Origin of the sequence: Meridianimaribacter flavus (assembly GCF_004366715.1) — a bacterium.
GTDB classification, from domain to species: domain Bacteria; phylum Bacteroidota; class Bacteroidia; order Flavobacteriales; family Flavobacteriaceae; genus Gaetbulibacter_B; species Gaetbulibacter_B jejuensis.
In genome coordinates this window covers 129,181-147,633 of record NZ_SOQZ01000005.1, presented here as the reverse complement: position 1 = coordinate 147,633, position 18,453 = coordinate 129,181, and the positions used below count along the sequence as shown (strand labels likewise).

The 18,453-nt window shown below is 32.8% G+C and carries 19 protein-coding genes and 1 tRNA gene; 8 read left to right on the top strand and 12 right to left on the bottom strand.

Annotated features, from left to right (window positions below; translation table 11 throughout):
- Positions 1-17: 17 nt before the first annotated feature.
- Together rpoN and A8975_RS11590 are read left to right on the top strand one after the other, a co-directional pair.
- On the top strand, positions 18-1,484 hold the full coding sequence (rpoN, locus tag A8975_RS11595; protein ID WP_134200655.1) for an RNA polymerase factor sigma-54: 1,467 nt from the start codon (positions 18-20) through the stop codon (positions 1,482-1,484).
- On the top strand, positions 1,481-2,089 hold the full coding sequence (locus A8975_RS11590) for a hypothetical protein (protein WP_129760924.1): 609 nt from the start codon (positions 1,481-1,483) through the stop codon (positions 2,087-2,089). The genes rpoN and A8975_RS11590 overlap by 4 nt, the downstream gene beginning before the upstream one ends.
- On the opposite strand, the gene A8975_RS11585 is transcribed toward A8975_RS11590, so the two are convergent.
- From A8975_RS11585 to A8975_RS11550, 8 genes are all read right to left on the bottom strand, one after another.
- Positions 2,084-2,776, bottom strand: coding sequence for a porin family protein (locus A8975_RS11585; protein WP_134200653.1), 693 nt, complete (start codon positions 2,774-2,776; stop codon positions 2,084-2,086). The genes A8975_RS11590 and A8975_RS11585 overlap by 6 nt on opposite strands.
- 93 nt (positions 2,777-2,869) lie before the next feature.
- The gene (locus tag A8975_RS11580) at positions 2,870-3,352 is read right to left on the bottom strand and encodes an ExbD/TolR family protein (protein ID WP_129760922.1); all 483 of its coding nucleotides are present in this window, start codon (positions 3,350-3,352) and stop codon (positions 2,870-2,872) included.
- Positions 3,353-3,369: 17 nt separating this feature from the next.
- Positions 3,370-3,972 carry an ExbD/TolR family protein gene (locus tag A8975_RS11575; protein ID WP_134200651.1) on the bottom strand — a complete coding sequence of 201 codons (603 nt, stop codon included), beginning with the start codon at positions 3,970-3,972 and terminating at the stop codon, positions 3,370-3,372.
- A gap of 2 nt (positions 3,973-3,974) precedes the next feature.
- Entirely contained in the window at positions 3,975-4,418 is a 444-nt protein-coding gene (locus A8975_RS11570) for a hypothetical protein (protein WP_129760920.1), read from the bottom strand.
- A gap of 24 nt (positions 4,419-4,442) precedes the next feature.
- The gene (locus tag A8975_RS11565; protein ID WP_129760919.1) at positions 4,443-5,225 is read right to left on the bottom strand and encodes a MotA/TolQ/ExbB proton channel family protein; all 783 of its coding nucleotides are present in this window, start codon (positions 5,223-5,225) and stop codon (positions 4,443-4,445) included.
- Positions 5,226-5,298: 73 nt separating this feature from the next.
- Positions 5,299-5,386, bottom strand: a tRNA-Ser gene (locus A8975_RS11560).
- Between the two features lie 73 nt (positions 5,387-5,459).
- Entirely contained in the window at positions 5,460-6,491 is a 1,032-nt protein-coding gene (locus A8975_RS11555) for an asparaginase (RefSeq protein ID WP_129760918.1), read from the bottom strand.
- Between the two features lie 5 nt (positions 6,492-6,496).
- The gene (locus tag A8975_RS11550; RefSeq protein ID WP_131508784.1) at positions 6,497-7,264 is read right to left on the bottom strand and encodes a TatD family hydrolase; all 768 of its coding nucleotides are present in this window, start codon (positions 7,262-7,264) and stop codon (positions 6,497-6,499) included.
- Positions 7,265-7,310: 46 nt separating this feature from the next.
- Between A8975_RS11550 and A8975_RS11545 the strand changes: the two genes are divergently transcribed.
- Together A8975_RS11545 and A8975_RS11540 are read left to right on the top strand one after the other, a co-directional pair.
- Positions 7,311-7,754 (top strand): retropepsin-like aspartic protease, encoded by a 444-nt coding sequence (locus A8975_RS11545; RefSeq protein WP_134200649.1) that lies wholly within the window; start codon positions 7,311-7,313, stop codon positions 7,752-7,754.
- A gap of 72 nt (positions 7,755-7,826) precedes the next feature.
- Positions 7,827-8,453 (top strand): response regulator transcription factor, encoded by a 627-nt coding sequence (locus A8975_RS11540; RefSeq protein ID WP_134200647.1) that lies wholly within the window; start codon positions 7,827-7,829, stop codon positions 8,451-8,453.
- Between the two features lie 656 nt (positions 8,454-9,109).
- Here A8975_RS11540 and odhB read toward each other — a convergent pair.
- Positions 9,110-10,327 carry a 2-oxoglutarate dehydrogenase complex dihydrolipoyllysine-residue succinyltransferase gene (odhB, locus tag A8975_RS11535; RefSeq protein ID WP_134200644.1) on the bottom strand — a complete coding sequence of 406 codons (1,218 nt, stop codon included), beginning with the start codon at positions 10,325-10,327 and terminating at the stop codon, positions 9,110-9,112.
- Positions 10,328-10,364: 37 nt separating this feature from the next.
- The gene (locus A8975_RS11530) at positions 10,365-13,121 is read right to left on the bottom strand and encodes a 2-oxoglutarate dehydrogenase E1 component (protein WP_134200642.1); all 2,757 of its coding nucleotides are present in this window, start codon (positions 13,119-13,121) and stop codon (positions 10,365-10,367) included.
- Positions 13,122-13,234: 113 nt separating this feature from the next.
- Between A8975_RS11530 and A8975_RS11525 the strand changes: the two genes are divergently transcribed.
- The gene (locus A8975_RS11525; RefSeq protein ID WP_134200640.1) at positions 13,235-13,768 is read left to right on the top strand and encodes an alpha-ketoglutarate decarboxylase; all 534 of its coding nucleotides are present in this window, start codon (positions 13,235-13,237) and stop codon (positions 13,766-13,768) included.
- Here the strand turns inward: A8975_RS11525 and A8975_RS11520 are convergent.
- A complete protein-coding gene (locus tag A8975_RS11520) occupies positions 13,765-14,115 on the bottom strand; it encodes a hypothetical protein (protein ID WP_134200638.1) in 351 nt (116 codons plus the stop codon). The genes A8975_RS11525 and A8975_RS11520 overlap by 4 nt on opposite strands.
- Complete coding sequence (locus A8975_RS11515; protein ID WP_129760910.1) at positions 14,115-15,089, bottom strand: polyprenyl synthetase family protein; 975 nt, start codon at positions 15,087-15,089, stop codon at positions 14,115-14,117. The genes A8975_RS11520 and A8975_RS11515 overlap by 1 nt, the downstream gene beginning before the upstream one ends.
- A 122-nt stretch (positions 15,090-15,211) precedes the next feature.
- Between A8975_RS11515 and A8975_RS11510 the strand changes: the two genes are divergently transcribed.
- From A8975_RS11510 to A8975_RS11500, 3 genes are read left to right on the top strand one after another with little or no spacing between them, the layout of a single operon-like run.
- The gene (locus A8975_RS11510; protein WP_134200637.1) at positions 15,212-15,823 is read left to right on the top strand and encodes a TetR/AcrR family transcriptional regulator; all 612 of its coding nucleotides are present in this window, start codon (positions 15,212-15,214) and stop codon (positions 15,821-15,823) included.
- On the top strand, positions 15,823-17,238 hold the full coding sequence (locus tag A8975_RS11505; protein WP_134200635.1) for a TolC family protein: 1,416 nt from the start codon (positions 15,823-15,825) through the stop codon (positions 17,236-17,238). The genes A8975_RS11510 and A8975_RS11505 overlap by 1 nt, the downstream gene beginning before the upstream one ends.
- 21 nt (positions 17,239-17,259) lie before the next feature.
- Positions 17,260-18,450, top strand: coding sequence for an efflux RND transporter periplasmic adaptor subunit (locus tag A8975_RS11500; protein WP_134200633.1), 1,191 nt, complete (start codon positions 17,260-17,262; stop codon positions 18,448-18,450).
- Positions 18,451-18,453 lie beyond the last annotated feature (3 nt).

The window sequence follows — 18,453 nt, the reverse complement described above, 5'->3', positions numbered from 1 at the left end:
TAAACCCAAATAACACAATGCTTAAACAGTATTTACAGTTTAAATTATCACAAAAGTTGTCTCCGCAACAAATTCAATTAATGAAATTGATTCAGTTGCCTACACAAGCGTTTGAGCAAAGATTAAAGCAAGAATTAGAAGAAAACCCAGCTTTAGAAAGTGGTAAAGAATCATCAGATGAATTTGATGATAAATATGATGAATTTGACAACTCTGCTGACGACTATAATGACAACGAATCTATAAATGCCGAAGACATAAATGTAGATGAGTACTTGAGTGATGATGATATTCCTGACTACAGGACTCAAGCCAATAATTACAGTAGCGACGATGAAGAAAAAAATGTACCTTATGCTGCTGGAACCTCTTTTACTCAGCATTTAACCAATCAGTTAAACACATTCCGACTAGATGATAACGAATATGAAATCGCTGAATTTTTAGTTGGAAGCGTTGATGAGAGTGGATACATACGTCGTTCTTTAAACGATATTGTTGACGATTTAGCATTTACTCAAGGTGTGTATACTGATGAAGCATCGGTTGAAAAAGTACTACATAAAGTACATCAACTAGATCCTGCTGGTGTTGGCGCAAGAAACCTTCAAGAGTGTTTAAGCATTCAGCTACATAGAAAAGAAAAAACACCTGATGTTGAACTTGCTATTGATATTATTGATAAAGCTTTTGAACAGTTCACCAAAAAGCATTACAAAAAGCTACTTCAAAAATTTGACATTACCGAAGTACAGCTTAAAGATGCTATAGATGAAATTGAGCATCTTAACCCAAAACCTGGTGGTTCTTATGCTGGTAATAATAGGATTGTTGAACACGTAGTACCAGATTTTGCTATTAAAATTGTAGATGGCGAACTTGAGCTTACCTTAAACGGAAGAAACGCTCCTGAGCTTCATGTTTCAAGAGAATATAGCAACATGATGAAAGGCTATAAAGAATCTAAAGACAAGAGCAAATCACAAAAAGATGCTGTGCTTTTCATTAAGCAAAAACTAGATGCTGCAAAATGGTTTATTGAAGCTATTAAACAACGTCAACAAACCCTTTTTGTTACCATGAGTGCTATTATGCATTATCAAAAAGAGTATTTTTTAACAGGTGACGAACGTAAGTTAAGACCAATGATTTTAAAAGATATTGCTGATGAAATAGACATGGATGTATCAACAATATCAAGAGTTGCTAATAGTAAATATGTAGATACACCTTATGGTACTAAATTGATTAAGGAATTTTTCTCTGAGTCGATGACAAATGACCAAGGTGAAGAAGTTTCAACTAGAGAAATTAAAAAAATTCTAGAAACGGTTATTGAAGAAGAAAACAAAAGAAAACCACTAACCGATGAAAAATTAGCTTCAATTTTAAAAGAAAAAGGCTATCCAATTGCTAGACGTACTGTAGCAAAATACAGAGAGCAACTAGATATTCCTGTGGCACGATTGAGAAAAAAGATATGATAAACCATATTCTTAGAGCCATATCATTTATTTTCCATCCTGTTTTAATGCCTTTATTAGGTGTAATCTTTTACTTTTCAAAAACACCTAGGTTTATTCCTGTTCCTATAGTAAAAGCTAAACTATTTTCGGTTTCAATACTCACTATTGCACTTCCTATATTGCTATTTTATCTACTTAAAACCATTAAAAAAATAGACTCTTTTTACCTTGAAACAACTCAAGAACGTATTATCCCTTTAATTCTTAATAGTGCAATCATAATACTTGTTTTAAATAGGGTTTTAACCTATAATGAAATTCCTGAATTATACTACTTTTTTGTAGGTGTACTTTGCTCAACCATAACGTGTCTTATTTTGGCTTTTCTAAAATTTAAAGCAAGTATACATATGATAGCTGCAGCTGGTTTTTTCATGTTTGCAGTTGCAATAGGTATTCATTTTAAAATAAATATTAATGGTACTATTGCACTTATGTGTATCATTTTAGGCGCTATTGCAAGCTCTAGGCTGCATTTAAAAGCGCATAGTAGCATAGAACTAATTATAGGCTTTTTTATTGGATTAATTCCACAATTAATCTTACTTAATTATTGGCTATAAAATGTAAAACATTATTCCAATTCTGGCAACTGACATGTCAATAGTAGAATCTTCAATTTTCGCACTACTTTCAAAGATTGGATTTAAAGCATAGTAAAAATGAATATTCCAAGTGTCATAACCTGCGCTAAAGGTCAAGCCATATTGAATTGTATTGAAGTCAGAAACATTAGTAAGCTTAATGGTTTCTGAATTGCCTTTAAACTTTGTAGAATTAGCAAAAACGTAACCAAATTTCAGTCCTGAATAAATCCTCCAAAACTTATATGTAGAGGCGTCAGATGTCCTCCATCTAAATTCTAGTGGTACCTCAAGAACATAGGTAGTAAATTTATTCTTTGAAAAAGACGTTTCGTCTTCATCTAAAACAGTATATGTATATCCTCCAGGAATTTCATCGATTAATAGATTTTGATTATAAGAATTGGCTGATAAACCAATACCTAAACCAACAGCTACATTTCTCTTTTTATTGATAGGCATATCCCTTATAAAGCCCAAATGAAAACCACTAGAAAAGCCTCTTTGAGAAACATCTTCGTGTTTATTTGCTAGTAAGTTATAAGTTGCCGAAACATAAAATTGGTCTTCTCTATAACGAGAATCAACTAGAGTAGAATCGTTAGTAGTTTGTCCCAATACAAATTGTGACAACAATAGAAATGCAAATAGGAGTTTGAGATTCATTTATACAAATATATGGTAATGATTAAAATATAATGTATAAAAAAACATCCTGATCAAAATAACCAGGATGTTTTAGAAATTTAACAAATAAAATTATTTTCTATTAGCAGAGATATCACCTTGTTTAGTGGTGTAGTTAATTTTTAAAGCATTCTCTTCTCTAAGTTCCTGCTTAATATCTCCAATTAATCCCATATTTGCTTCTTTATCTACTTTTAAAGCAGTTGTAAGAAACGGGATTAGTTCTTCTCTTTTAGATGCTCGTTCTGCAGCTATAAAAGCTTTTATATCACTTACATCAGCAAATTTATCATTTAACTGTATACGTGATTCTTTACCAAATTGGCTTTGATATCTTTCTGTAGGTTGTCCTACGTATATGTACATCACCAAATCTTTTTTATCTAGCTTTTCAACTTGGTCAGCACTTGGTAATTCGTTTTTAATTTTTAAGGTATTATCTCTCATTACGGTAGCAACCATAAAGAAGAATAATAACATAAATACAATATCAGGTAAAGACGCAGTTGAAATAGCTGGTAAATCGCCTGATTTTTTCTTATTAAATTTAGACATATCTTATGTTTTCTAAATTACTTTTGTTGAACTTCAGATAATTTTTGAGGGTACTCAATCTTTATCTTTTCAATCTTTTCTTTAAGCTTGTCTTTACTTCCAACCCAGTTTACGTCGTCATAGTTAGCTTGCATTTGTAAAAATGAAGTTCCGTAAAGCTCTTGCGCTCTACGATTTCTAAGTTCATTGTATGCTGCTACTAACTCATTTTGAACAGAAATATAAGTCTTGTAAGTAGTTTCACGCTCGTTCTTTAAAGATATGATAGCTTTATCAGGATTGTCAGATGACTTAGGGTCTCTTTTCCCTTTACAATAGTCACATCCATCCTCTCCAGTTCCTCCTCCATTATCAAGGAATTCTACTGCAGCTTTACGCAAATCTTTAAGATCCATCAATTCGTCCTCAACAAGCAATTGGTCTTTACCATTAATAAGTACGGTAAAAATATTTTTTTGCTTGATGATTACATCTTCTTCACTTTCTTCAATTGGAGGCAACTTTCTATTTAAACCTGTATCAGTCTCAATAGTTGTTGTAACCAAAAAGAAAATAAGAAGTAAGAATGCAATATCAGCCATTGAGCCTGCATTAACTTCTGGTGCTGATCTTTTTGCCATAATTACTTAATCATTTTTTTTGCTCCAGCAAATAACATTGCCGCAGCTGCTCCAATTATTAATATGTAGAAGGCAATTAAACCAGCTCCTACCATGTGAGATTGTCCTTCAGTTGCTACTTTGTTATTGTACATATATGTATTAGTGTCTCCACCAGATACTGCGTATGCAATTATAAGTACAGCAGCAAAAAGGCCTACTCCTATTAACGTGTTTTTTAAGGATCCAGTATTTGTGAATAGATTTTTTAACACAAACACTACAACAAATAGTAATACGAGTCCAAGAACAATATAAGTAACTATTGCCATTGGATCTACAATTGCTGTATCTCCTTCTAAGGCAGCTGCTTTAATAGCTTCGTCTCCTTTAGAAATAATTCTAATTAGGAAGACAATACCTAGTAAACTAAGTACAGCTGCTACTATTTTTAAAATCTTATGCATAATTTTTCTATAATTTATTGCTTATTATTTTTTGTGCTTTACTAACATGTCCATTAATGTAATAGACGCATCTTCCATATCGTTAACGATACTATCAATTTTTGCAATAATATAGTTGTAGAAAATTTGAAGTATAATTGCTACAATAAGACCGAATACAGTTGTTAATAAGGCAACTTTAATACCACCTGCTACTAAAGAAGGTTGCATGTCACCAGCTGCTTCAATTTTATCGAATGCTTGAATCATACCAATTACTGTACCCATGAACCCAAGCATTGGTGCCAATGCGATAAATAATGAAATCCATGATACGTTTTTCTCTAATTGTCCCATTTGTACTCCACCATAGGCAACAACAGCTTTTTCAGCAGCATCGATATCTTCGTCTGCTCTGTCTAATCCTTGATAAAAAATAGATGCAACAGGTCCTTTTGTGTTTCTGCAAACTTCTTTAGCTGCTTCGATACCACCTGATGCTAATGCATCTTCTACATTTTGAGTTAATTTCTTAGTATTTGTAGTAGATAAGTTTAAAAAGATAATTCTTTCAATTGCAATTGCTAAACCTAAAATTAAACATAGCAATACAATTCCCATAAACCCAGGTCCACCTTCAATAAAACGTTTCTTTAATTCTTGGTGAAATCCAAGGTCTTCTTCAGCAGGAGCTGCAGCCTCTTCTTCTTGTGTTACAGTTGCAACAGTTGTTGTTGCGGCAGTTGTAGTTGTAGTAAATGCGTTTGCATTAACAGTTCCGAAAGCCATGGTTCCTGCTATGGCTAGGATAGAAAATAGTCTTTTCATTGTTCTTATTCTTAATTTTATTAGTTAAAGTGTTAAAGATATAAAAAAATTACAATTAAAAATAAAATAACAGCAGAGAGGAAGGGATTCGAACCCTCGATACGCTTTTGACGTATACACACTTTCCAGGCGTGCGCCTTCGACCACTCGGCCACCTCTCTGTAACTTTATCTTTAATTACAGTGGGTCAAATAACAAAAAATTCTTTGAATGTTAAAATTTTGAAAGTTAATTTTAAGACATTTCTCCACGTAAAGGCGTTTCAAATATGGTTTTGAACGTTTTAGCAGAAATGTTTTCTCCCAACATATACATTAATTTTGCTATTGCAGCTTCGGTTGTAATGTCTTTTCCTGAAATTACACCTGCTTTTTTAAGCTGCGAACTGGTTTCATACTGTCCCATATTGACACTTCCTCCTGAGCATTGTGTTACATTTATAATTTGCACCCCTTTTTTTATAGCAGATTCCATTAAGTCTATAAACCAATCTTCGGTTGTAGCATTACCAGCTCCATAGGTTTCTAAAACAATACCTTTTATATTAGGATTATGTGTCATGCATTCCAAAACCGATTTCGAAATACCTGGAAACAGCTTTATTAAAGCAATACTGTTATCAAAAGATTTATGCACAACCAACTTTTTTCTAGCATTTGGTTTATACAAGTCTTCATGGTTTACCTTAATATGTACTCCAGATTCGGCTAAATGAGGATAATTTAAGGACTCAAATGCTTCAAAATGTTCTGCATTTATTTTAGTTGTACGATTTCCTCTATATAATTTGTATTCAAAATATAACCCTACCTCTCTTATTAATGGTCTGTTCCTAGTTTGCAACGATGCCATTTGAATTGTGGTTATCAAGTTTTCTTTGGCATCGGTACGCAAATCACCAATTGGTAATTGCGACCCTGTTAATATTACAGGTTTAGCTAAGTTTTCTAACATAAAACTTAATGCTGAAGCTGTATAGCTCATGGTATCACTGCCATGAAGTACTACAAACCCATCAAAGCTATCGTAATTGTCTTCTATAATTTCGGCTATTTGAACCCAATAGTCAGGATTCATGTTTGAAGAATCTATTGGATCTTTAAAGGATATTGTACTTATATCACAGTCTAATAGTTTTAATTCAGGAATACGTTTTAACAGATTATTAAAGTCAAAGGACTTCAATGCTCCAGTATTTGGGTTTTTAATCATCCCAATAGTTCCACCAGTATATATTAAAAGTATTTTTGGGCTATTGCTTTCCATACCTATTATATATTAAATATGTCTTTTGAGTTTTGTGTTGTTATTTCTGCAATGGTTTCTTGAGGAAAATTATACAGTTCTGATAGTTTCTCTAACACCTTTATTATATAACTACTTTCATTACGTTTCCCTCGATATGGTTTTGGTGCTAAATATGGCGAGTCGGTTTCCAAAACAATATGTTTTAAGTCTATTTGATTTAAAAACTGGTCTATTTTTCCATTTTTAAATGTTGCAACACCACCTATTCCTAATTTCATATTGTAAGAAATTGCTTTTTGTGCTTGCTCAAAAGTACCAGTAAAGCAATGAAAGATACCAAAAAGCGCATCGTCTTTTTCGGTTTCTAGAACTTCAAATATTTCATCAAAAGCATCACGACAATGTATCACAATTGGCAACTTGTATTTTTTTGCTAACTGAATTTGATGCTTAAATGCTTTTTTTTGAATTTCTAAAGTAGAAGTATCCCAATATAAATCGATCCCTATTTCGCCAACAGCATAAAAGTGTCTTTTTGCCATTAACTCCTCAACATGTTGTAATTCTTCTTTATAGTTATCTTTTACAGAAGTAGGATGCAAACCCATCATTAAAAACACATGATTGGGAAATTCTTGTTCCAACTGTAACATAGACGTTGTGTAGCTAGAGTCTATTGCTGGAATAAAAAAACGAGAAACATTGGCATCTATAGCACGTTGTATCATTTCCTTTCTATCTTCATCAAAAGCCTCACTGTATAAATGAGTATGTGTATCGGTAATAATCATTTTGCTAAAATAATTCTTTTATACCACTATATTTGTAAAAAAAGTTATGGAAAACAGTCTTCAAGAGTTTCTGTTAGAAAAGGGGTTTACTAAAATAAAGCTACACCTAACTAGAACCAATCATTTTGAAATTCGCGCTACAATAAATGGAGTAAAAGGTTTATTTATTTTAGATACTGGTGCTTCAAACTCTTGCGTAGGCTTTGATGCTGTTGAGAGGTTCAACTTAAAAGCAAAAGACTCTCCTATACGAGCTGCAGGAGCTGGCGCAACTGATATGGAAACGCAAATTTCCAAAAAGAATAAAGTAAAAATTGGTAAATGGAAAAAAGACAAAGTAGCTTTAATCTTATTTAACCTAGCACATGTAAATACTGCACTAACAAGTCATAACTCAAAACCAGTTGATGGCATTATTGGTGCTGACATCTTAAAAAAGGGAAAAGCAGTGATTGATTATCAAAAAAAATATTTATACTTAAAATTGTAGTATAATTCTTTCTGAATATTTCAAAATTGTGCTTATATTTATAGTCAATCCCTCAATTAATTAATAGCACAAATGCATGCCTCTATAATAATAGCAGACGATCATCCATTGATCCTAAAAGGTCTGAATGATTTTTTAAAAGAAAAGGACTACAATATAATAGGTAGTGCCGAAAATGGCAGAGACGCCTACAACCTTATAGAAACTCACCAACCTGAAATTGCCATACTAGACATTAGGATGCCACATTTGACAGGTTTGGAAATCGCAAAAAAGTGTTTCGATAATAATTTACCAACAAAAATTGTCCTTATAACTTTTGAAAAGGACGAAGAAACCTATTACGAAGCCAAAGCACTAAATATCTTTGGTTATGTCCTTAAAGAATTTGCTTTAGTTGAAATTGAGCAATGTATTTCTTCGGTATTAAAAAACACACCGTATTTTAGTCCTGAACTTATTTCGCATTTAGAAATTAAAGAAGTCCCAAAAGAACTTGAAGAGTTGACTCCAACCGAAAAAGAAGTATTAAAACATATTGCGCAAAACAAAACTGCAAAAGAAATTGGAGAACTAATGTTTATCTCTAACAGAACTGTAGAAAAACACAAAAGCAACATCATTAAAAAGCTTGATATCACTCCGTTTCAAAACAGTTTATTGATTTGGGCAAAGGAAAATCAGGAATTTCTTACTTAAAAATACGTAATGTTACGTATTGTTTGGCATTGATATATTGCTCAACTTTACAGTGCTATTAATCAAACTACTTAGGGGATAAAAAGCTCTTGGTTATTAGCTTAACTAGGAGCTTTTTTGTTTTTAACAACTATTCTCGAAGTTAAAAATTACAAAAAAATGAAACAGAAGTTGTCACTCTTTAATTCACCTTTGATTGTTACTCTAGTTTTAAGTGTCGTGTTAACAATAACATTAAATATTTTAGTCTGTTTTCAATGAACTTAACCATACTATGATGATTGAAAAAAGTGCAAACCCTCAAAATTTGCACTTTTTTTATTACAAAAAACCAAAATATACGTAACGTTACGTATTGTTTGGCTTTCAATTATTCTAGACCTTTACAGTGCTATTAATTTTTTATAAGGGAAACTTGAAAGCTCTGGGCTTAATTGCCCAGGGATTTTGAGTGAAAATATTGACTCGATTAAGATGAAACATAATTTAAAATCTTCTAATAAGCTTTTTATTATTGGTTTAGTAATTAGTGTCATTTTAATAATATCTATAAATATTCTTGTCAATTTTTTTTAGTTATTAGTTAGTTATTTTCAAGAAAAAAGCGCAATTTAAGGGGAATTGCGCTTTTTGTTTTATATGATATGTCTATTACTTTATAACTCTAAAGCCTTCTTAACATCATTATTCATTAATAACTCAACTGGGTTTTCAAGTGCTTCTTTAATTGCAACTAAAAATCCAACAGACTCTCTACCATCAATAATTCTGTGATCATAAGATAATGCTAAATACATCATTGGGTGAATTTCAACTTTACCATCAACAGCAATTGGACGCTCAATAATATTGTGCATTCCTAAAATACCACTTTGTGGTGGGTTGATAATTGGTGTAGATAACATACTACCAAATACACCTCCATTTGAAATTGTAAATGTACCACCTGTCATTTCATCAACAGTAATTTGACCATCACGAGCTCTTAATGCTAAACGTTTTACTTCAGCTTCAACACCTCTAAAGGTTAAGTTTTCAGCGTTTCGTATTACTGGAACCATAAGTCCTTTTGGTCCTGACACTGCTATACTAATATCACAGAAATCGTAAGAAATCATTTCTTTTCCATCTATCATAGAGTTAACAGCTGGATATTCTTTTAATGCTCTTACCACTGCTAACGTAAAGAAGCTCATAAACCCAAGACCTACACCATGCTTTGCTTTAAACTCTTCTTTGTATTGTTTACGCAATTCAAAAATAGGTGTCATGTTAGCCTCATTAAAAGTGGTTAACATTGCTGTTTCGTTTTTAGCAGACACTAAACGCTCTGCTACTTTACGACGTAACATTGATAGTTTAGAGCGTGACTCTCCACGACTTCCTCCTGTTGGAGTTCCCATAGATGGTTTTGCGTTTACAGCATCGTCTTTGGTTACTCTACCGTCTTTACCTGTGCCTTGTATTTGAGAAGCTTCCATTCCTTTTTCAGCTAAAATCTTTTTTGCTGCAGGACTTGCTGTTCCTGTTGCATACGTTTTGTTCTCTGCAACTGGTTCTGCTTTCTTTTCTTCAACTTTAGGTGCTTCTTCTTTTTTCTCTTCTTTTGCAGGTGCATCAGATCCTTCTGGTTTTGCTGCACTTGTATCAATTAAACAAACCACTTCTCCTACTGCAACTGCATCACCTTCTTCTGCCTTTAAGGTAATCGTTCCGCTAGCTTCAGCTGGAAGCTCAAGAGTCGCCTTATCACTATCTACTTCAGCAATGGCCTGATCTTTTTCTACATAATCACCATCTTGCACTAACCATTCTGCAATTTCTACTTCAGTAATAGACTCTCCTGGTGAAGGTACTTTCATTTCTAAAATCATTGTTCTATAATTTTATGTTTTTGGATTTGTTTTTATTTTATCGTTGGTTGTTTTTTGTTTTATCGAAAACGAAATCAATAACTTCTTGATGACGTTTTTTAGAACGTACTGAGCTTCCTGCTGCAGGTGCTCCATAAGCTCTTCGCGATGCTACTCTAAAGTTTTTAGCTTCATCTAAATGCATTAACATAAAGCTATAAGCTCCCATATTTCTTGGTTCTTCTTGAGCCCAAACCATATCTTCAACATGACTGTATTTTTCCAAAACAGCTTTAATTTCTTTTTCTGGTAATGGGAATAATTGCTCTATTCTTACTAAAGCAACATCGTTTCTTTCTAGTTTTTCGCGTTCTTCTAATAAGTCATAATAAAACTTACCTGTTACAAACACTAGCGTTTTTACAGCATCAGTTTTTACAGACTCATCGTCGATTAGCATTTGGAAACTACCATTTGCAAACTCATCAACTGTTGACACACACAATGGATGACGCAATAAACTCTTAGGCGTAAACACAATTAAAGGCTTACGGAATTTTGCTTTTACTTGTCTACGTAATAAATGGAACATGTTAGCAGGTGTTGTACAGTCTGCTACATACATATTATCTTTTGCACATAGTTGTAAGTAACGTTCCATACGTGCTGATGAATGCTCTGCACCTTGACCTTCATAACCATGAGGTAATAACATTACCAAACCATTTTGAAGTTTCCATTTATCTTCAGCTGCAGAAATATATTGGTCTAGCATAATTTGAGCTCCATTACTGAAATCTCCAAATTGCGCTTCCCAAATGGTTAAGGTTTTAGGGCTTGCCATAGCATAACCATAATCAAAACCTACCACACCATATTCTGATAATAGTGAGTTGTAGATAAAGAATTTTCCTTGCTTATCACTCAACTTATTAAGTAATACAATTTCTTCTTCGCTATCTTCTACTTTTACAACGGCATGTCTGTGAGAGAATGTACCACGTTCTACATCTTGACCAGATATACGAACATCGTGACCTTCTTCTAGTAAACTACCATAGGCTAAGTGTTCAGCCATAGCCCAGTCTAACTTGTTTTCATCAAACATAGTTTGTCTGGATTGTACTAAACGCTCTATTTTACGTATGAATTTTTTGTCTTTTGGCAATGAAGAAATTACTTCTGTGATACGCTTTAATCCTTCAGCAGAATAAGCAGTATCTACAGGTTTCATCATTTTATTTTCATCAACAGTAATATATTCAGTCCATTCATTTTGCATAAATGGAGTAATTACTGTTTTATCCTCTTTACGAGAGTCTTCTAATTTTTCTTCTAAAGATGCTTTGTAATCTTCTTCTAATTGTGATACATGGTCTTTAGTGATAATACCTTGGTCAATTAGTTTTTGAGCATAAATATCTCTTGGGTTTTGATGCTTTGCAATAGCTTTATAAAGTAATGGCTGTGTAAACTTAGGTTCATCACCTTCGTTATGACCATACTTTCTGTAACCCAATAAATCTATAAATACATCGCGTTTAAACTGCATTCTAAAGTCTAAAGCAAACAACATGGCATGTACCACAGCTTCGGCATCATCAGCGTTTACGTGTAATACAGGTGACAATGTTACCTTACCAACATCAGTACAATAGGTACTTGACCTTGCATCTAAATAGTTAGTAGTAAAACCAATTTGGTTATTTACTACAATATGAATGGTTCCATTAGTTTTATAACCGTCTAATTGTGCCATTTGCACAACTTCGTATACCAATCCTTGACCAGCAATAGCTGCATCACCATGCACAACTATTGGTAGTACTTGAGATGGGTTTTCAGGATATTTATCGTCTTGTTTTGCTCTAGTAATTCCTTCAACAACTGCTCCAACAGTTTCTAAGTGTGAAGGGTTTGGTGCTATGTTAAGGTTTATTTTTTTGCCAGAGTCGGTAACTCTATCGCTTGTCCAACCTAAATGGTACTTAACATCGCCATCAAAAATTTCTTCTTCATAATCCTTACCATCAAACTCACTAAAGATGTCTTTTGCAGATTTTCCAAAGATATTTGTAAGCGTACTTAAACGACCTCTATGTGCCATACCCATTACAAACTCTTTAACACCATAGTCTGCTGCTTTTTCAATTACAGCATCTAATGCAGGAATTAAAGACTCTCCTCCTTCTAGAGAGAAACGCTTTTGACCTACATACTTTGTATGCAAGAAACTTTCAAAAGAGACAGCCTCATTAAGTTTTTTAAGGATATGCTTTTTTTGTTCTGCTGAAAAATTTGGTTGGTTATCGTTGATATTTAATTTTTCCTGAATCCAATTGATTTCCTCAGGTTTTCTAATATACATGTATTCAACACCAATAGAATCGCAATAAATACTATCTAGGTGTTTGATGATTTCACGTAAAGTTTGTGCTCCAATCCCTAATACTTCACCTGCATTGAAAACAGTATCTAAATCACTATTAGACAATCCAAAATGCTCAATATCTAGCGTTGGAACATATTTACGTCTTGCTCTTACTGGGTTAGTTTTTGTAAACAAGTGACCTCTGCTACGGTAACCATCAATAAGTTTTATAACCTGAAACTCTTTTTGTACATGCTCAGGAATTTGGGTAGAAACGCCTTCAACAATTTCACCTTCCATTCCGTAACTCTCACTACCAAAATCGTAACCTTGAAAAAAGGCTCTCCAACTTGGTTCAACTGAGTCTGGGTTTTGTAAATATTGTTCGTATAAATCAGCAAAATATGCTGTATGTGCTGCGTTTAAAAAGGAATATTTATCCATAAGTAGTTAAAAACTGTATCGTTCCGACAAAATTTATACAAAAGTACAACTTTTACTATAATACACTTATGTTTTATTATATTTATAACATCTCTTTTTCAACTATTTATACTATGAAGACCTTTTCTACAAAATTTAACCTCAAAAAAATCATCTTATTAATACTTATTTCGGTTTGTTTTAACACTGTAAATGCCCAAGAAAACACTAGCGATTTTTGGAATCATGTGCGATTTGGAGGAGGAGTAGGACTAAGCTTTGGTGATGGCTTTTTTAGTGGCACTTTAGCACCAAGTGCTATTTATGAATTCAATAATCAATTTGCGTTAGGGCTTGGTCTTAATGGAACTTACAACTCTAGAAAAAACTTTTATAAATCCACCATTTTTGGAGGTAGTTTAATTGGTCTTTTTCAACCTATAAATGAAATTCAGCTTTCTGCAGAATTTGAAGAACTCAACGTAAGCAGAAAATGGGAAGATAATTTAGGTATTGAAGACCAAAACTATTGGTATCCTGCTTTATTTATTGGTGCTGGTTACAGAACTCAAAATGTAACCTTTGGTATTCGGTATGACGTTTTATATGATGAAGACAAAAGCATTTATGCTGACCCTTGGATGCCTTTTGTTAGGTTTTATTTTTAAGAGTATTTATGCTTAAACCATACTTTTTGCCATTCGCGAAGCAAAATTAAAAAGGCAACCTCTTCTGAAAGTTTTAAAGTATCATCACCATTTAGCTGTTTTATTTTATCTTCTGGCACATCAATGATGTAAAGTAAGTTAAGGTACTCCGCAAATTTTTCTTGGATGAGTTTGTAAACGGTTTCATGAAGCAGTAGCTTTAAACTTGTTGGCAAAATAGCTTCATCAAAATCTAAATCAATATTAGCAAATAAGAAATCCTTGTTTAATTGCTTTACTAATTTAGAATACAACTCAAGCTTATTTGCTTCATCAATTAATTCTTCAAAAGTTGCTGGTAGCTGCATTATACATTTCTGTTCATTAATTGTTCCCCAAATGCTTTAAGGATAGCTTTATTTTCATTTGAAATATTTAGATGTTCTAAAACTGAAAACGCCTTTTCGGTATATTTTTTTATTTCTTCTTTTGTAGCTTCAGAAGCACCACTCGACTCAAATAACTGCTTTACGGTTTCTATTTTATCCTTAGCGTCTGTTGGATTAATACTAAAAAGATGCTGCAACTGTAACTTATCATTAGCATTTGAAAACTCTAGGGTTTTTAAATATAAAAAGGTCTTTTTATTTTCTATAATATCACCACCTACTTGCTTTCCAAACGTTTTTGGGTCTCCAAAAGCATCCAAATAATCATCTTGTAATTGAAAAGCTATACCTAGGTTTTTGCCAAAAGCATAAATACCTTCTTGGTCTTCTTTAGAAGATTGCGCTACAATTGCTCCCATTTGCATAGCAGCACCAACCAAAACAGCAGTTTTATATTCAATCATTTTTAAATACTCGGGAATAGTAACATCATCTCGTGTTTCAAAATCAATGTCATACTGTTGTCCTTCGCAAACCTCTAAAGCTGTTTTGCTAAACAACTTTGCCAAAGCCTGAAAAGTAGTAGCCTCATAGTTTTCGAATAACTGATATGCTAAAATTAACATCGCATCACCAGACAAAATACCTGTGTTAATATCCCATTTTTCATGAACAGTTTCTTGACCTCTTCGCAAAGGTGCATCATCCATAATATCATCATGAACTAATGAAAAATTATGAAACACCTCAACACTCAAAGCAGCATCAAGCGCTTTTTGGTATTCACAATTAAAAACTTCGGCTGCCATTAAAGTTAAAACAGGCCGCAAGCGCTTTCCTCCTAACTTTAAAATATAATTAACTGGATTATAAAGGTTTTCTGGCTCACGTTGTTTTGTAAACTCTTCCAAATAAGCTATAAACTGCTCTTGATAATATTGTACTGTTTGCATGAAACAAAAATCGGTATTTGTCGTCAGTATAACAAGCACAATCTTCAATATTAAATAATTGTTAAAACTTTGGAAACTTTTTTTGTTTTTAAAGTTTCCTATCGTAGTTTTGCCTCAGAATTATGAAGCAAGATATTTTAAAAACAGCAGTCGATTTGTTCTTAACCTATGGGTTTAAGAGTGTAACTATGGATGATATTGCCAATGCGCAAGGCATCTCTAAAAAAACGATATATCAGTATTTTGAAAACAAAACCGTATTGGTTGAAGAATCAGTAATGCTTTTGTTTCAAATTATTTCTACTGGTATTGAAGAGATTAGAACCCAAGAAAAAAACCCTATTGAAGAGATTTATGAAATCAAACAGTTTTTGATGAAAAACTTAAAAGATGAAAAGTCTTCTCCTCAATATCAACTAGAAAAATACTACCCAAAAATTTTCCATAACATTAAAGAAAAACAAATGTGCGTTATGGAAGATTGTGTTGGGTGCAACATAGAACGTGGTAAAAAAATGGGATTATTTAGAGAAGATTTGAATTCAGATTTCATATCAAAAATCTATTTTAATTGTATGATGGCTTTAAAAGACAAGTCATTATTTCCATTAGAACATTTTTCTATGAGAATGCTTATGAACAATTATCTAGAATACCATTTGCGAGGTATTTGCACAAGCAAAGGACTAGAACACTTAAACAACTATTTACAAATCAATCAAAACAATAATTAATGAAACACATCTCAATTATCCTTTTAGGGTTATTCTTGTCTTGGTCAGCTTTTGCTCAAGAAGAGAATGTCTATAATTTCAGCCTACAGGAAGCTATAGATTATGCTCTAGAAAACAATCGATCGGCACAAAATGCTACTCGAGATATAGAAGCAGCCAAAAAGCAAAAATGGGAAACCACTGCTGCAGGATTACCACAAGTTAATGTTGGTGTAGATTATCAAAACTGGTTAAAACAACAAGTTCAGCTTTTACCTGCTGCTGCTTTTGACAATACTCAAAGTACTATTGATATAGTGAATGACTATTTTGATGTAACTCAAGATAACTTCAATGTTACTACTCCTCAAGGGTTTATTCCTTTACGTTTTGGAACAAAGCAAAGCGTAACAGCAACAGCTACCTTATCTCAATTACTTTTTGATGGGTCATATCTTGTTGGCTTACAATCGGCAAAAGTGTATTTACAAATTTCTGAAAATGCTAAAGTTAAAACCGATTTAGAAGTAAGAAAAGCAGTAATTAACGCTTACGGAAATGTATTACTTGCAGAAGAAAGTATTTCTATTTTAAAAAGAAACTTAGAAGTACTAACTAAAAACCTTGACGAGACTACTAAGATTTATGAAAATGGTCTTGAAGAAGAAGAGAGCGTTGAGCAATTAAAAATCACATTATCTAGTGTAGAAAGTAACTTAAGAAATACTGAGCGTTTAAAAACATTAGCCTACCAAATGCTTAATATAACTCTTGGTATTGACTTAAATTCTCAAACAACACTTACTGATAATTTAGAAACCTTAACAGCACAAAATATAAGCTTAGAATTATTAGAAGCTGACGAGTCTGTTGAAAATACTATTGATTTTCAAATTTCTGAAAACGATATGATTTCAAAAGAGCTTTTAGTTAAACTAGAAAAAAGCAAAGCATTACCAACACTAAACGCTTTTGTTAATGGTGGCTATTCTGCATTTAGCGATGATTTTTCCTTTTTAGAAAAGGAACAAGATTGGTTTGGTTCTTCATTATTTGGTGTAAGCTTAAACATTCCAATATTTAGTTCAGGTATGCGAAGTGCTTCAACACAACGTGCTCAAATAAATCTTGAAAAAGCAAAAGCTGATTTAACCGAAACCGAACAACAAATAAGACTTAAAATAGCTAATGCTAAAAGCGAATACCAATTTGCTATTGAAGAATACGACAACAAAAAAGAAAATCTTAATCTAGCCGAACGTATCGAGCGTAAAAACCAAACCAAATTTTTTGAAGGTGTAGGTTCTAGCTTTGAGTTACGTCAAGCTCAAACTCAACTATACACTGCTCAACAAGAGTTTTTACAAGCTATGCTTAACGTAATTAACTCTAAAGCAGAATTAGAAACCACACTTAACAATATTCAATCAAACTAATCAATTACGTAATACCACATCATGAAAAAAATATATTTATTAGTAATTACAGCTTTAGTTTTAGTCTCATGTGGAGGCGAAAACAAAAAGAACTCTATGGAGAATGTTTTAAGCTCCAACAATCTAGAATTATTACGCCAAAAACGTGCTGAAGTTGTTGCAGAACAACACGAAGCAGATGAAAAGCTAAAACAACTAGATGCTGTTATTTCAAAATTAGATACTGTAAAAAAAGTACCACTTATTACTACAATCACAGCTAAACAAGAAGTGTTTAACCACTATTTTGAAGTTCAAGGTAATGTTACAACAAAAAACCTTTTAGTAATCACACCAGAGTATAATGGTATTCTTACCAATGTATATGTAAAAGAAGGACAAAAGGTAACTAAAGGACAAGTGTTAGCTAAAATTGATGATGGTGGATTAGGCCAACAATTATCTCAGCTTCAAATTCAAGCAGATTTAGCTAAAACCACTTACGAACGTCAAAAACGTTTATGGGATCAAAACATAGGTAGTGAAATTCAATTTTTACAAGCAAAATCTAATTACGAAGCGCAACAAAAAGCTGTTGACCAAATAAAACAACAAGTAGCTAAAACTACTGTAAGAGCTCCATTTTCTGGAACTATTGATGACGTTATTACCGAACAAGGTAGTGTTGTAGCTGCTGGTCAATCGCCTTTAATGCGAATTGTAAACCTAAGTAATATGTATATAGAAACTGAGGTTCCTGAGCGTTACATTAAAGACGTTACTGTAGGTAAACATGTAGATGTTGAGTTTCCTGTACTTGGTAAAACTGTTGAAAGTAATGTTCGTCAAGCAGGAGATTTTATCAATGCTGCTAACAGAACATTTAAAGTTGAAATTGGATTACCTAAAGGAGACAATACTATTAAACCAAACTTAACAGCGAAGTTAAAAATCAACGATTACACTAATGAGAGTGCCATTTTAATCCCTCAAAGTGTCATTTCCGAAAATGCTGAAGGCGAGCAATACATATATGTTGTTGAAGATAAAAATGACAAAGAAGAAGGTGTTGCTAAAAAAGTAATTATCAAAACTGGTAAAACACAAGGAGATGTTATTGAAGTCCTTTCAGGAATTGAAAAAGGTGCTGAAATCATTAAAGAAGGTGCACGTAGTGTTAAAGACGAGCAAACAGTTAAGGTAATTAATATCAATAAAGACTCAATCAATTAACGA